Consider the following 15,560-nt stretch of genomic DNA (forward strand, 5'->3'; position numbering starts at 1 on the left):
GCGATAACGCATGGCTCTCGATTTATTCTGGACATTCTTTCTAGTGTTAGCTAATGGTTTTTTCGTGGCGGCGGAATTTGCTATTGTCAAAGTACGCGCCTCGCAAATAGAACTACAAGCCAAGTCTGGAAGTAAAGTCGCCAAAATGGCGAAGAATATCACAGAACATCTTGATGGCTATCTTGCGGCAACGCAATTAGGTATAACATTAGCTTCTCTTGCCCTGGGTTGGGTCGGAGAAGCCGTAATGACTGAAATTGTCAATCAATTTTTTGGTCTCTTTAACGTGGAACTCACCGGGCCGTTAGCCAAAAATTTAGGTCACGTTCTGGCCTTCAGTATCATCACATTCTTGCACATCGTTTTCGGTGAATTGGCGCCTAAGTCTATTGCAATCCATAGACCGGTAGCTACCACCATGCGTATTGCAGCTCCGTTGCAGTTTTTCTATTTTCTGTTTAAACCGATCATTTGGGTCTTGAATGGTTTTGCCAATTTCTTGCTTCGTTTGGTTGGAATTGAAGTGCATGGACATGAGTCTAACCACTCCTCGGAAGAACTTCAATACCTTCTTGAAAAAGGAAAGGAAAGTGGTGCGCTAAACACCGCAGAGCACGAGCTTATCAAAAATGTGTTTGATTTCAATGAACGTATCGTTAAGAATATCATGGTGCCCCGTACGAAGATTATTGCGATCGAGGTGAACGATACCGCTGAAGATTTTATCAATACCGTGACGGAAGAGGGGTATTCGCGCCTGCCGATCTACGATGATAATATTGACCAGATTGTTGGTATTGTACATACCAAAGATATTCTCCCGATCATCGTGAAAGGAAAAGAGGTTGTGCTTAAGAATATTATGCGGAAGCCTTATTTCATTCCGGAGACCAAGAAAATCAATGACCTGATGACGGAGTTTCAGCTGAAGCGTATCCAGATCGCTATTGTCTTGGATGAGTTTGGTGGAACAGCGGGGATGGTTACCTTGGAAGATATTGTGGAAGAGTTGGTCGGAGAGATCCAGGATGAGTATGATGAGGAAACACCAGTTGTAGAGCGTATTTCGGAAACGGAATATATGGTAGATGCTGGAGCGAGTGTGCATGATGTTAACGGATATTTACCGTTAGAATTGCCTGAAAGCTCAGACTATGATACTATGGCGGGATTGGTGAGCCATTACTTTGAGAAAATCCCGGATGTGGGTGAACGCATGATTGTAGAGGGATACTCATTCACGATCATTAAAAAGACCCAACAGAATATCGAATTCGTGAAATTGGATTTGGTGGAAACACCGAACGATGATAACGACTAATAAGCTATAGTTGGATGCATTTATTTTATACGGCTGATATTGCCCCTCACCATAAACAGTTCTTGCTTAGCGAAGAGGAAAGTAAGCACGCTATCCGTGTGTTGCGTTTGCAACAGGGTGATGCGGTGGTGCTGGTCGATGGTGTTGGTGGTTGGTATGATGCTGAAATTATTGATCCACATCCTAAGCGTACAACCTTACAGATTAATAGGGTTGAAGTTGATTTTCAAAAATCTTCTTATCATTTACATATCGCTGTAGCGCCAACGAAGAATATCGATCGTATCGAATGGTTTTTGGAGAAGGCTACAGAGATTGGTATTCAAGAGGTCACACCGATTATCTCGGAGCATTCCGAGCGTAAGGAGGTTAAAGTGGATCGTCTGAATAAGGTTGTTGCTTCGGCTATGAAGCAATCGTTGAAGGCTTATCTCCCAAAGATAAACCCTGCGATTACATTTACACAGTTTTTAAAACAACAGGCTGGTCTGGATCAGACTAAACTGATTGCTCACTGTGCAGAAGGTGAGAAACGGTATGTCGCTGATGTTTGTCAGCCTAAAGGCTCTTATCTGATTTTAATTGGACCGGAGGGGGATTTTTCTTCGACGGAGATCAATGATGCCTTGACGCAAGGTTTTGCTCCCGTGAGCCTTGGTGATAGTCGCCTGCGTACAGAAACAGCTGCTCTAGTAAGCTGCGTTGAGTTTTCACTTCTGAATCGGGGATAACCTACATTTTTGCCTCTTTATTGGATTTCATCTTAGTTAATCTTCGTTTCATCGAAAAGAAACGTGCTGTTTCTTAAACAAGTATATATTTACGCATGATCTTAAAATCATGAGATGAAACAACTACTGACTATTATTTTTTTTCTGTTCGTTATCACGCTTGTTAATGGACAGCAGCGACATGCAGTTTCGGTGTATATTGCGCCTAACTTCGAATCAGGGATGGCAATCGCGACGTATTACGGAGTCCAATATAAGTTGAGTCTTAGCGGACAGCATCAGATTCAAACTAACTTTAGTTTCTCAGATGGAAATGATTGGGCTATAGGACTCGGGTATTTATATGGTTTTCCTATTCTTACTGATGGCTTATTCTTTATTGTCGGCGGGGAGCTGACACTTGACTTTTTTAGTCGACAGTCCTCTGCAGTTGAAAAACGACCATTTTCACTTGTGCCGCAGGGCGGTTTTGACTACCATGTTCCTAAAACTCCAATAGGAGTGTTTGCTATCTATGCACCAAAATTCTCTACAAGCCAAAGTGAATTTGTTGATGTTGCGACATTTCAGGCAGGTCTTAGATTTAGATTCTAGCACGCACTTGCAAGGTGTGTTTTAAAATTATTGATTGAAAAACATTGCTAAATCAGAATTATATTTGTTTTTATGATGTTTTTTTATTAGGTTTACTATACGCTACTTCTTTTTTAAAAGAAATACGAAAACGAACCAATTTATGCGGGGATAGGTATGCTATCGATAGTCCCTTACCCAGTGTTGATCTGTACGCGTTACTTATGCACATAATAAAAACAGTCTTAATCGATGATGATCCTGTTGCTAGACTACACGTTGAATCGCTCGTTTCAGATATTGATGTTTTTCGAGTTCTCGGATCTTTCCCATGCACCGATCACGCATTAGAACTAGTTACATCTAGGGAGGTGGACTTAATTATTTCAGGTATACAGATGTCGGGAATGGATGGTATTTCATTTCTCAAATCATTAGAGAGGCCACCACTTGTCATTTTTATTACGTCATATCCCGAATATGCGACCGAAGGGTTTGAGCTAGATGTTATTGACTTTATTTTGAAATCAATGCTAAGCAGAGACCGTCTCTTAAAGGCCGTCATTAAAGTTCAGCGTGCAATGTTTTATCGGCAGATAGATGGGGGGATGAAGTACTTTAAATATAAGGATAGAGGTCACACAGTTTTTATTGTGATACATGAAATCCTTTATGTGGAAGCATGGGGAGACTATGCGCGAATATACACCGTGACTGGCATGGCTCCACACATTCTGTTGGGTAAGATGAAAGATATAGAAGAGCAGCTTTCATGGCGCACTTTTGTGCGGGTCCACCGATCCTTTATTGTTAACATGGATCATATTGTTAGCATGAACGCGGTCAAAGTTGTTTTAAAAAATCATAAAGAGATTAATATCGGTATGCAATATCGTGCTCAACTTTACGCACGAATGGGAATCAAACAAATTAGGCACTGGTCCGGTAATCTCATTAATTTGCCATAAAATTATTTAGCGTGATCGCCAATTGAATGGAAGCACGTATTTTTGCCGTATGAATAGAATCAGCATCATTAACGAAGCTATAAAAGAAGAACGGGATATATTACTGCAACACCCCTTATATGCACAAATTCAGACCATAGCAGACCTTCGTAAATTTACAGAAGGACATGTTTATGCGGTTTGGGACTTTATGTCGCTTCTTAAAGCATTACAAATACAATTAACCTGTACAACAATTCCTTGGTTTGCCAGCGAATACCCAACAACTCGGTATCTGATTAACGAGATTGTGCTGGCTGAAGAATCCGATGAATACATCGATGGGCGTCGCCTCAGTCACTTTGAAATGTATTTGGATGCGATGGAGCGCATGGAAGCCGATACAATACCTGTCACTGTATTTTTGAAAGATGTAAAGGAGCGTCAGGCTATCATGGATAGCATCGCGCAATCGCAGCTTGATCCACGGATTAAAGACTTTTTAGCTTTTACATTTGAGACGGTATCGAACGGTAGACCACATGAAATAGCGGCTGCTTTTACCTTTGGGCGAGAGGATTTAATTCCGGATATGTTCAGCTCCATCTTAACGGAAATACAACAACGCTTTCCCGACGTAGATCTGCAACATTTTATCTATTATTTCCAGCGGCATATCGAATTGGATGGAGACGAGCATGGTCCGTTGGCCATGAAAATGATTGAAGAGCTTGCGGGCGATGATGATCAAAAATGGAAGGAGATGACCACGGTTTCCAAACAAGCTCTTCAAAAAAGAATAGCCTTATGGGATGCTATCCTGGATTCGCTGGGTAAATAATTTATTTTACCAACACAGCATCGATAATCTGAATTTCAGCATTCCCTTTTAATGGTTCGGGATTAAATTTCATTCGACCTTTCACTTTGATAGGTTCTTCGGTGAATTTTACCGAACCATTTTTCATAAATACCTCAACCATGGGTGGGATTCCATTCGATCCACAAAACATACATTGCATCACCGGTAGAACGGAAATCATAAAAGTTGTATGCGTACGGCCACTGTTCAAAGGAACAAGGTATCCCGGTAGTTCTACCACCTTATTCTCTAATGCCTTTAATACGGGAGGATAGCTCGGTGTATATACCTTTTTATTTCCTTCGTACGTTACTTTGTACATCATCTTATCAATGGCTTCCCAAGTTTTGTTCATCATAGGTGTGTGATCCGGAACATTGGCATCCGGAAAACGACCAATCTGTGCTTGTGCAAAGCCAATCGAAAGGAAAAGTATAAAGAGCGATATTATATTTTTTTTCATGTCTTGTTTGTTGTATACTTTGTTATTTATCTGCTAAGATCGTTGAAATAGAGGTTTTGTATGCTTTGATTGCCGGTATAAGTGCGGCAAAAATACCGATAGCACAGGCTACAGCGACTAGTAAAAATTCTTTTTCATTGATGACCAATGCTTCGATAAAATCCGCGCTTTCGCTCGTTTGTTGATTGATTAGGTATAAGGCAATATGGCCTAACAAGAGTCCAATGATTCCCCCTATAAGGGTAATAATAAAACCTTCAAGAATAACAAGGCTAAACAGTTTTCCCTTGGAGGCGCCTAAAGAGCGCATAATAGCCAAATCATACTTGCGGTCTTTTAACGCATTGTACAAGCTTATAAAGACGCTTAAACCAGCGATAAGCATAATGATGAAAGCCAGTGCCGTGAGTGAGTCCAAGCCAACACCTAAAAGGGAGAATAACCGTGTACTTTCAATAGCTGGAGAAGCGGCTTGCATATCCGTAGATTGGTTCACCAAACGCGGGATGACGCCAATTGCTGCCGGGGAGCTGTACTTTATTAATAATGCAGTAACTTCTTCTCCACGATCCTCAATCATATCGTCACCAATATTTTTAACCAAGGTTTCATCGGCCGCTTGTGCTTCCTGTGCGGGCGCAATAAGATTTTCCTGCTGTTGTGCATTTCGCGCTTCCATCATGGCTTGACGCGCCGCGCCAGGTGATGATTCTTCCGCGGTTGTCGTAGCGGTACTGTCGTGTGCATGGTCATGATCATCGTGGCCTTCACTGTCGTGATTATGTGCATTAACAGGTTTATTTGCGACAGCTTGATTGCTATCCTGCGCAACAGGCGTCGTTACCGCTGCTGCCACTTCCTGTTTTACATTTGTTTCCGTATGTGCATGATCGTGATCGTGGCCATCATGGTCATGGTCGTGGTCATCATGATTATGGTCTTCATGTGCAATACCGTGAACATCCCAAACGCTTTCCAGATTGCAAAGAATAAGGTTGTCTACGACAGAATTCGATTTATTTAATACCCCGACCACACGGAAAGGATGTTCATCGTGTACATGGCCATCGGCAGAAAGTCCGTGCGCTGTGTGAAAACTATCGCCCACCTTTAATCCTCGTTTACGGGCAACATCGGCACCGATAACAGCTTCAAAGGCTTTCTTCCACACCATACCTTGTGCAAGTCTGAGATCGTATAGCTGAAAATAGGATATCTCCGTACCAATCAAGCGGTGTCCTTTGAAATTATCTCCAAGAGAAATTGGAACAGCCAGTTCGATGAATGGGTTCGTAGCAAGCTTCCGCGCCTCACTAAGTGCGATGTTTCCGGTTGGATTATCGATATGGTAGAGTGAACTTAGAATAAGTTGTAATGGGCTACCTTTGGCCCCCACAACAAGATCAATATTTTTACTGTTGTTGGTTAATTGTTTTTCCAGGCTATCGCTCGTAATGTAGATGACACATAGTATAGCTACTCCAAAAGCGGTTAACAAGATGCTCAGCAAAGTGGAACCAAATTGCTGTCGGATGTTTCTCCAGACAAGTTGTAGATTATTCATGTGTTACAGTTGATAGGCGTTAGTGAAATGATCTTTTATACGTTTGTCGTGTGTCGCAATGAGGAGTGTGGAACCATGCTGGTCTGCGATTTGGAACAGTAAATCTAAAACTAGTTGGGTGTTTGTGTCGTCCAGGGACGCTGTTGGTTCATCGGCAAGAAGTAGTGCCGGACTGTTTATTACGGCACGTGCAATCGCCACACGCTGTTTTTGTCCGCGGCTAAGTTGATGCGGTAAGCTGTTGATTTTATCCCCCAGTTGTAGTGTCGTTAACAATTGCACGATATGACCTTTATCTATTCGTTTCTTCGCTAAAGATTGGGCGAGTTTGATATTTTCGAGCACCGTTAGGTTCCGTAAGAGATGTGCTTCCTGGAAAATGAATCCCAAGTTTTGCGAGCGGAAAGCATCACGTGAAGAGCTGGATAGTGCGAAGAGATTTTGACCAAGCAGACTTACGGTGCCATGGTGTGGATCGGAAAGTCCGCTTAAAAGGTGTAAGAGTGTGGTCTTTCCGGTGCCTGAGTTTCCCAATAACAGGCTATGCTGATGCTTAGAGATCGTCATATCCGGAAACGATAATGTCGGTGCTCCCGGATACTGAAAACTTAAATCTTTCGATGCTAATACTGTTTCAACCATACGTAATGCGATTATGTTGCAAATTACGAACAATTCTATAGAAGTCCGAATAATAGCGATGTAGCCTTGTTTTTTAACGAAAAAAATACATAAGTTCCTTGCGGCCAATGCACCCCTGAGGCGTTAACAATTTTTTAATATTTACCTGATGTAATGGTAATTCATCGTTAATATTCAGCTAATACTTAGCTCATAATATTGCAACATAATTTTAACACGCTATGAACAAGCTAAACTATTATGTTGCGGTATTAATTTCGGTGCTTTTAACACAGGTTTCGATTACTAAAGCACAACAATTTGGGGTTAAAGGAAAAGTCCTTGACTTGGAGACTTTTCAGCCCATTCCTGGTGTAAGTATCAAAGTTGCTAACACAACTTATGCGGCATCAACCAATGAAAAGGGAGAATTTTCCATCAATCTACCGACCAAAGCAAATGAATACACGATTGTGTGTACGTTCGTGGGGTATAAAGCCGATTCTACCCGTTTTAACCTCCAGACTGCCGATTGGGCTTTTGTGCCGGTTTCTCTAATTAATGCAAGCTCTACTTTAGAAGAGGTTGTGGTTACTAGACGCAGAGAGCGGGCTAGTGAAATCGCGCTTTTAGAGGAGCGTAGATTATCGTCCCTTTCTGTTGAAAAGATAGGGGCAGAAGAGTTATCTCGGAAGGGGATTACAGATGCCGCAGCGGCATTAACAAAGATGTCGGGTGTCTCAAAGCAAGAGACAAACACGCAATTATATGTACGCGGACTCGGAGACCGTTACATTTCTACTTCGTTGAATGGACTGCCTATCCCTTCGAATAATCCAAATTTGAAGAATATTGGATTGGATATGTTTAGTACGGATGTGGTGGATTATGTAGGTGTGGATAAGCTACACCATTCGCGCTTGAATGGTGATTTTGGTGGAGCAAGTATTGATATTGCATCGAAAGATTATAAAGGTGACCGTATGTTTGAAGTATCAGTAGGTAGTTCCGTGAATACAAATGTATTAGGCAATACCAGCAATCTGTATATGCAGCAAGGGCCTAATTACTGGGGATTTTCCAATTATAAGGTTCCTGCGGATGCAACTGGAAGTTATCATTTCCAAAACAGTTGGGTCGATACCAAGAAGTTGATGACGCCGATAAACTTTGGCCTGAAAGCGGGGAATGCGTACCGTGTAGGGGAGAATGGTCGTTTAAGTTTTTTCGCTATGGCCAACTTTGCCAATGGATATGGTTATCGTGAAGGGGTGAATAGTAATTTTAGTGCACAGGGAGCGCCATTAAAAGCGTTGAACCAACAACGAGTAAGTTACAATACGGCTACTACAGCCATGTTAAACACCAATTACCAAATCAACAACGATAACAAATTAACGTATAACTTTTTGTTTGTTAATTCTTCGGATCAATACCGCGATAATTTTTCAGGATATATTGTCGATAAGGCCGAAGATTACAACGGTCTAATTCAGCGCGGAACATACGAACAAACGCAATTAATAATTAATCAGTTGTTGGGAACTCATAAATTGAATCAAAAGATTGACCTACAGTGGGGACTTGCCTATAATCGTGTAAATGGAGATATGCCTGACCGTATGCAGAGTACATTAAAATCTTCAAATGGAGAGTGGACTTTTGTTCGAAACAACGCGGCTGACAATCACCGTTATACTTACCTGCTAACTGAAAATGAAATTGCAGGTAACATTGCCGCGACGTATAAAATTGGTGATAACGACCGAGGAAAATTAACTGTGGGGATAGATGGTCGTCGCAAAGAACGCGCTTTTAAAGCCATTCAGTTGAATTTTGATATCCGTCCGGACTATAGAAATGTAGCGGTTGATCCAAAAAATCTAGATCTATTTCTTAATCAGCAAAATTTTGGGGTGTATTATGATTTAGAATCATTTTCCGGGAATGGTTATCAAACTTATAATGGGGAACAGGATATCTATTCTGGATATGCGAGTTTAGATTATAAACTAACAGAGAAGCTAAACGCGGTATTGGGTATGCGTTATGAAAATATCCGTCAATATGTGGATTATTACAGTATAGAACTTCCTGCAGGAGGCAATAATACCTTCAAAAAGAATGGTGTGCTTCCAAGTTTAAATTTAAAGTATACGCTGAACGATAAACAAAACCTTCGTTTGGGAGCAAGTAAAACATATACTTTACCACAGTTTAAAGAACGTGCTTTGTTTCCTTATGAAGAGATCAACGTTGTGTATAAAGGAAATCCATATTTGTACCCATCAGATAATTACAATGTGGATTTGAAGTGGGAATTCTTCCCGAAATCATCGGAGTTGCTTTCGGTAACGGCTTTTGGTAAATACATTAAAAATCCAATTAACGAGATTACGATCAGCTCTGCGACTAATGATATTTCTTACATCAATACGGGTGATAAAGGGTATGTGTATGGTGTGGAGTTGGAGTTGAAAAAAGACCTTTTGACCTTCAATGAAGAACAAGATAAGTTATCCTTTGGGTTCAATACCGCATTGATGCGTACGACGCAAAATCTCGATGCTGTTAAGGTTAACCGCGAGACCAATGGTTTGTATAACCTCGATGTAAAAGATAAAGCTGGCTTCACCGGTGCATCTGATGTGTTGATCAATGCGGATTTATCTTACTCAAAGAAATTTACGAACGAGCGTAGTATCACCGCAACATTGCTGTACAACTATTATTCTGATAAACTATTTGCGATTGGTGTTAATGGATTGGGAGATCAAGTGGATCGCGGATTGGGAACGATGGATTTTGTATTGAAGAGTAAGCTTTCGAAGCGTATTGGTTTAGACTTGAGTGCGAGAAATATCTTAAATCCAGAGTTTCAAAGATGGCAAGAGGATGCGGTTCCAGTAAAGGTTCTTTCGTACAAACGTGGTGCAAATTTCAGTCTTTCGTTAAAATATCAATTATAAAAGTCAGTTAACAATAATTTAATAAACTGTTAATCATATAGATATAGTAATTCTATTCCTTTGATTAAAATTGAACAAAAAGATTAAATCGAAAAAAATGAAAAAATCAATTTCTACTCTTTTACTTCTAGCAGCATTATCTTCTTCTGCTGTGGTATTCACAACATCATGTAGTGATAAAGATCCAGTTGAAGTTCCACCTGAAACTATTGATCGCAACAATTTAAAAGGTGAAGTTAAAGCGGGTGAGCATCTGATTTTAGAATCAGGCACGTACAAGTTGACCGGATCGCTTGTTGTGGCTAACGGTGGAAAATTGACCATTAAGGCTGGTGTAATCGTAGAGGCAACAACGTTTAAATCGGGAGAGGAAATTCGTTATATAGCCGTTGCACAAGGCGGACAGATTTTCGTTGAAGGAACAAGCGCGAAGCCAGTAGTTATTACGGCAGCAGAGAAAAAACCTGGTGCATGGGGTGGTGTTGTAATTTGTGGTAAAGCACCAATTAATAGAGGTGCTACTGCGAGTTCAGAAGTTGCAACCTTAACATACGGTGGAACAGTTGCTAATGACAATTCTGGTAGCATTAAGTACTTACGTATCGAGTATTCAGGTTATTCATATACATCGGAAAAAGAATTCAACGGACTTTCTCTTTTCGGCGTAGGTAGCGGTACAACAATCGAGTATGTACAGGTTCACGAAGGTTCTGATGATGGATTTGAATGGTTCGGTGGTACGGTTAATACAAAATACTTAGTATCTACTTCAAGTGAAGATGATCAATTTGACTGGACTGAAGGTTGGAATGGTACGAATGAAAACTGGTATGGTAAGGAAGGTTTAGGAAGAGGAAATAGAGGCATTGAAGCGGATAACAACTCAACGAATCTTAAATTGACACCTGTTTCGAACCCAACAATTAAAAACTTGACACTTATTGGTCTCGGTAAACAAGGAGCTGAACCACAAGCGATCAAATTACGTTTCGGAACAAATGGTACCTTTGATAATGTTGTCTTGAGCAATTGGGATGTAGGTTTTGATGTTCAACACGATGAAAGTGTAGCGTTTGTGAGTGCAGGTCAAATGAAAGCTACGAATGTGAAATTTGATAACGTAACAACAAAAGCTAAAGGATCTACAACAGCGGGTGCAGCTGTAGATGTGACTAAAGTGTTTACAGAAAATGCAAATGCTACTGGTGCTGGTGCCGGAACTGCTACGCCAGAGTGGGCAAAAGGATGGACTGTTGGTTTATAAGCTGAGAATTTAATAGTAGTAATAAGGAGACGTTTAATTTAAACGTCTCTTTTTTTTCTTTTTTTATTATTGACTAACGAAAAATAATTGAAAAAGTGTTAAATTCGATTAGGTTATTAGTCAATTATTAAATATTTCGTATGGAAATTAAATCTTCTTCAAAATTTGTTGCTGAATTGATCGGTACATTTGGACTTGTTCTTTTCGGCTGTGGCGCCGCTGCGGTTGCTGGCGTGGATACAGCAGGCGGCTTATCAGGGCTAGGGTTATTGGGAATCTCTGTTGCTTTTGGTTTGTCCGTTGTTGTATTTGCCTATGCTATTGGCGGTATCTCTGGGTGTCACATCAACCCAGCGGTAACGATTGGGGTTTTGGCAGCAGGACGGATGTCGGCTAAAGACGCGGGATTGTATATCTTGGCACAACTGCTGGGCGCGCTTCTCGGTGCTTTTGTGTTGCAGACAATTCTGGGCGGCCAACTGGCTGGTTTTACAGCTGGTGAATGGGCGTATGGCTCTAATGGTTGGGGTAAAGGTTACCAAAATGAGTACGGAACTGCGGCGGCTTTCTTAATTGAGGCTGTATTGACTTTCGTGTTCCTTTTCGTTATCCTTGCGACTACATCTAAAGTTGGAAACAGTACGATGGCAGGTTTGGCTATTGGTTTCACTTTGCTTCTGATTCACTTGGTGGCTATTCCGGTTACTGGAACATCGGTTAACCCTGCGCGTTCATTTGGCCCTGCTTTATTAGCTGGAGGACAAGCTTTATCGCAGTTATGGTTGTTCTTGGTTGCTCCAATCGTAGGTGCGGTAGTCGCAGCTTTTGTTTGGAATGCAATTGAACCTAAAGGCGCGAATTAGTAAGACTCAAATCAACGAATAAAAAAGCAGAATCATATTTTATGGTTCTGCTTTTTTATTTGCTGTAGCTTTCAGTTGGATTAATACGTTCTGTGTATAACCAATAAACTAAAGATTGTTATATATGAAAAAGTATTATTCTATACTGTTGACTGGAATTCTGATGTTGTCGTTGGGAAGTTGTGATAAGAAAGATGAAAACTCGTCTGATAATGATGTTCTTGTCGGATCTTGGTCTTTAGTTAGTGTGTCGACGAATACAACCACTGAGATCGTAGACGTATTGGAACAACCTGGCCGAAAAACAATGTCTTTTACGGCGAATGGCGAATTAACAGTAACGAATGGAAGTCTTTGTCCTGGAGGGAAAGCAAAAGAACGCATCAGTACTTCTTACATCTTTAAAGGGACAGATAGAATTTGTGGTCCGAATGAAAATTGTGTGCCTAATATTTTGAGTATCAAAGGTTGTGCTGATCCGGTAAATGTTGTCTTGGGAACAGATTTTATTATACTTGCAGGCAAATGTGAAGACGGTTGTTTTGAGCGATATCAACGTGTTTCCGAACGCTAAACATCGAAGATTGTTTTTTTAGAATTGTAAATTCCTTATCTTCGTGCAATGGATAATTTTATTGTTTCGGCCAGGAAGTATCGCCCAGTAACCTTCGACTCTGTCGTGGGGCAGCAGCATATTACGGGAACCCTAAAGAACGCAATTCATAACAATCAATTAGCGCAAGCTTTTTTATTTTGTGGACCGCGTGGGGTGGGAAAGACTACTTGTGCACGTATTTTAGCGAAAACAATAAATTGCGAACGCATTTCCGAGCAGGTGGAAGCTTGTGGCGAATGTGATAGCTGTCGTTCTTTTCAAAACGGTAATTCATTTAGTATCCATGAACTCGATGCGGCCTCTAATAATTCAGTGGACGATATTCGGAGCCTCATTGAGCAAGTACGCATCCCACCACAAACCGGTAAATATAAAATCTATATTATCGATGAGGTGCACATGCTCTCACAGGCCGCTTTTAATGCTTTCTTAAAGACATTAGAGGAACCTCCTTCCTATGCCATTTTTATCTTGGCGACGACAGAGAAGCATAAGATATTGCCAACAATCCTTTCCCGCTGTCAAATTTTTGACTTTAACCGGATTCGGGTGGAAGATATGGCGAATCACTTAGCATCAATTGCCAATAAGGAAGGGATTACGTATGAGAATGACGGGCTGCATATTATTGCACAAAAGGCGGATGGCGGTTTGCGTGATGCTTTGTCCATGTTTGACCAAATCGTCAGCTTTTCCAATAAGCAGATTACTTATCAATCCGTAATTGACAATCTCAACATCTTAGATTACGATTATTATTTTCAATTGTTGGATTGCATTGTCCGGGAAGATGCGGCACAGACCTTATTGATTTTTGATAAGGTGTTGAACAGCGGTTTTGACGGTGGCCACTTTATCGGCGGACTATCGACGCATCTTCGCAACTTGCTTGTGGCGAAAGAACCGGCAACATTGAAGTTGTTAGAGGTTAGTGATACCATTAAGAAGAAATATCTGGAGCAGGCACAAGCACTAAGCTCGGGTCTATTGCTTTCGGCATTGAATATAGCCAATCAATGTGAGATAAATTATAAGAGCAGCAAAAACCAACGTTTACAAGTGGAGCTTGCCTTATTGAAGATGTGCCACATTGCTTCGGCAATAGCGCTGAGTAAACAGGGGAGCTTTGTGCCAAATGGGGCGACAGAGGTAAAAAAAAAACTCCCTGAGCAGCAACCTGTAGCGAAGCCGACGGTATCCGCAGCAGCGATTCCGGCTCCACGTCCTGCGACCGCTTCGTTTATTGAAAGTCCGGCTATTAAGTCGGCGCCTCCGATTGCAACGACCACACCGGTAGCGGAGAAGCCTGTCGCAAAAAAAGGATGGGGAAAAATTGAGTCATCCGTTGTCGTTCCTAATCTAAACACGATTTTTGAAGATAAAATTACCGAAGAGGAGACGGAGATCGACCTGGTAGAAGGGAGTGAGTATCGCGAAGTGACGTTGAATGCTTTTCTATCAAAATGGAACGCTTTTGCGGACACCTTGAAGCAGACCAGTAAGATTACGCTCTACACCATTATGACGGCGAATACACCACGTTTGAATGGCACATTGATTGAAGTTGATGTAGAGAATGGTGTTCAGATGGATGAGCTTAAGTTAGGGAAGATCGATCTTTTGAATTACCTACGTCCAGAACTTTCTAATTTTGCATTAGACATCCAAGGTGTACAAGTCGAGGTTACCAAATCGCGTAAACCTTATACCTCACAAGAAAAATATCAGGCAATGCTTGCAAAGAATCCTGCGTTGGAAACTTTGCGTAAAGCGTTTAATCTAGGTTTGAGCTAGACACTTAACTTTTTTCCTATCTTTGCATGTTGAAATTGTGGTGCAAGAGATCGAACGGTAGAGATGCAAGATTTGTAGATGCTATCATACGGTTAATTGCAGGAAGAAGGTAGGTGAACCTGCTTGTCGAGAAAGTAGGGTAGAAACGAATAATAAGGGTAAATGTGCTATTTATCCGCAAAAATAAAATTAAAGAAAATGCAAAATTTCCAACGCCGTGAGCGCGACGATAAAAGAGAGACAAATCAAATGGTATTCGGTATCCGTGCTGTTATTGAAGCAATAGATAGCGGAAAAGAGATTGAATCTCTGTTTGTGCAGCGTGGGTTAAGTGGTAGCCTGTTTTTAGAACTTAAGGCGCTCCTAAAAGAACATAACATCAGTTTCCAACAGGTACCTATTGAGAAGTTGAATCGTATAACACGCAAAAATCATCAAGGTGTGATTGGTGTGATTTCACCGATTACCTACCATAATATTGAAGATCTATTGCCAACTATTTACGAAAAGGGGGAAACACCTTTACTGCTGATGTTGGATGGCGTTACGGATGTGCGTAATATGGGTGCGATTGCGCGTACCGCGGAGTGTGCGGGTGTGCATGCGATTATTGTACCGAAGCGCGGGTCAGCGGAAATCAATCCGGATGCGATTAAAACCTCCGCAGGTGCGTTATATAAGATTCCGGTATGTCGTCAAGATGCTTTGGGCAAGACGGGGCGCTTCCTAATCGAGTCAGGTGTACAGCTGGTTGTGAGTACGGAAAAAACAGACGATTCAATTTATGATGTAGACTATACGGTTCCGACTTGTGTCATCATGGGAGCGGAAGACGTTGGTGTTTCGGATGAGTTGATTCGTATTTCAGATAAATTGGCTAAGATTCCAATGACAGGAACTATCGGTTCATTAAACGTATCAGTTTCGGCAGGTGTAGTAATCTACGAAGCGGTGCGTCAACGTAAAAAGTAA

General features: G+C 41.3%; 14 protein-coding genes. 11 read left to right on the forward strand and 3 right to left on the reverse strand.

Going from position 1 to position 15,560, the window contains the following annotated elements; translation table 11 throughout:
• The first annotated feature begins 10 nt into the window (after window positions 1–10).
• The 5 genes from E2P86_RS03470 to E2P86_RS03490 all read left to right on the forward strand — a co-directional run bounded on the left by E2P86_RS03470 (window position 11) and on the right by E2P86_RS03490 (window position 4,413).
• On the forward strand, window positions 11–1,321 hold the full coding sequence (locus tag E2P86_RS03470; RefSeq protein ID WP_085472114.1) for a hemolysin family protein: 1,311 nt from the start codon (window positions 11–13) through the stop codon (window positions 1,319–1,321).
• A 14-nt stretch (window positions 1,322–1,335) separates the two neighbouring features.
• On the forward strand, window positions 1,336–2,052 hold the full coding sequence (locus tag E2P86_RS03475) for a 16S rRNA (uracil(1498)-N(3))-methyltransferase (protein ID WP_134430776.1): 717 nt from the start codon (window positions 1,336–1,338) through the stop codon (window positions 2,050–2,052).
• A 114-nt stretch (window positions 2,053–2,166) separates the two neighbouring features.
• Window positions 2,167–2,646, forward strand: coding sequence for a hypothetical protein (locus E2P86_RS03480; RefSeq protein WP_134430779.1), 480 nt, complete (start codon window positions 2,167–2,169; stop codon window positions 2,644–2,646).
• Between the two features lie 203 nt (window positions 2,647–2,849).
• The gene (locus tag E2P86_RS03485) at window positions 2,850–3,593 is read left to right on the forward strand and encodes a LytR/AlgR family response regulator transcription factor (RefSeq protein ID WP_134430782.1); all 744 of its coding nucleotides are present in this window, start codon (window positions 2,850–2,852) and stop codon (window positions 3,591–3,593) included.
• Window positions 3,594–3,642: 49 nt separating this feature from the next.
• Window positions 3,643–4,413, forward strand: coding sequence for a DUF3050 domain-containing protein (locus E2P86_RS03490; protein WP_134430785.1), 771 nt, complete (start codon window positions 3,643–3,645; stop codon window positions 4,411–4,413).
• Window position 4,414: 1 nt separating this feature from the next.
• Here E2P86_RS03490 and E2P86_RS03495 read toward each other — a convergent pair whose 3' ends face one another.
• The 3 genes from E2P86_RS03495 to E2P86_RS03510 are packed head-to-tail and all read right to left on the reverse strand — an operon-like array spanning window position 4,415 to window position 7,103.
• Window positions 4,415–4,897, reverse strand: coding sequence for a hypothetical protein (locus E2P86_RS03495; RefSeq protein ID WP_085472109.1), 483 nt, complete (start codon window positions 4,895–4,897; stop codon window positions 4,415–4,417).
• A gap of 22 nt (window positions 4,898–4,919) precedes the next feature.
• On the reverse strand, window positions 4,920–6,461 hold the full coding sequence (locus tag E2P86_RS18270; protein ID WP_240775571.1) for an ABC transporter permease: 1,542 nt from the start codon (window positions 6,459–6,461) through the stop codon (window positions 4,920–4,922).
• A gap of 3 nt (window positions 6,462–6,464) precedes the next feature.
• Window positions 6,465–7,103 carry an ABC transporter ATP-binding protein gene (locus tag E2P86_RS03510; protein WP_134430788.1) on the reverse strand — a complete coding sequence of 213 codons (639 nt, stop codon included), beginning with the start codon at window positions 7,101–7,103 and terminating at the stop codon, window positions 6,465–6,467.
• A 221-nt stretch (window positions 7,104–7,324) separates the two neighbouring features.
• Here E2P86_RS03510 and E2P86_RS03515 point away from each other — a divergent pair, with 221 nt between their 5' ends.
• The 6 genes from E2P86_RS03515 to rlmB all read left to right on the forward strand — a co-directional run bounded on the left by E2P86_RS03515 (window position 7,325) and on the right by rlmB (window position 15,560).
• A complete protein-coding gene (locus tag E2P86_RS03515; RefSeq protein WP_134430791.1) occupies window positions 7,325–10,051 on the forward strand; it encodes a TonB-dependent receptor in 2,727 nt (908 codons plus the stop codon).
• Between the two features lie 97 nt (window positions 10,052–10,148).
• Window positions 10,149–11,315 carry a hypothetical protein gene (locus E2P86_RS03520; protein WP_085472107.1) on the forward strand — a complete coding sequence of 389 codons (1,167 nt, stop codon included), beginning with the start codon at window positions 10,149–10,151 and terminating at the stop codon, window positions 11,313–11,315.
• A gap of 140 nt (window positions 11,316–11,455) precedes the next feature.
• Complete coding sequence (locus E2P86_RS03525; RefSeq protein WP_085472106.1) at window positions 11,456–12,178, forward strand: MIP family channel protein; 723 nt, start codon at window positions 11,456–11,458, stop codon at window positions 12,176–12,178.
• A 124-nt stretch (window positions 12,179–12,302) separates the two neighbouring features.
• Entirely contained in the window at window positions 12,303–12,752 is a 450-nt protein-coding gene (locus E2P86_RS03530; protein WP_134430794.1) for a hypothetical protein, read from the forward strand.
• A gap of 48 nt (window positions 12,753–12,800) precedes the next feature.
• Window positions 12,801–14,588, forward strand: a complete 1,788-nt coding sequence (locus E2P86_RS03535; RefSeq protein WP_085472105.1) for a DNA polymerase III subunit gamma/tau — start codon at window positions 12,801–12,803, stop codon at window positions 14,586–14,588.
• Between the two features lie 198 nt (window positions 14,589–14,786).
• Window positions 14,787–15,560, forward strand: a complete 774-nt coding sequence (gene rlmB / locus E2P86_RS03540; RefSeq protein WP_085472104.1) for a 23S rRNA (guanosine(2251)-2'-O)-methyltransferase RlmB — start codon at window positions 14,787–14,789, stop codon at window positions 15,558–15,560.

This window comes from Sphingobacterium psychroaquaticum, from assembly GCF_004421025.1.
Classification (GTDB): Bacteria; Bacteroidota; Bacteroidia; order Sphingobacteriales; family Sphingobacteriaceae; genus Sphingobacterium; species Sphingobacterium psychroaquaticum.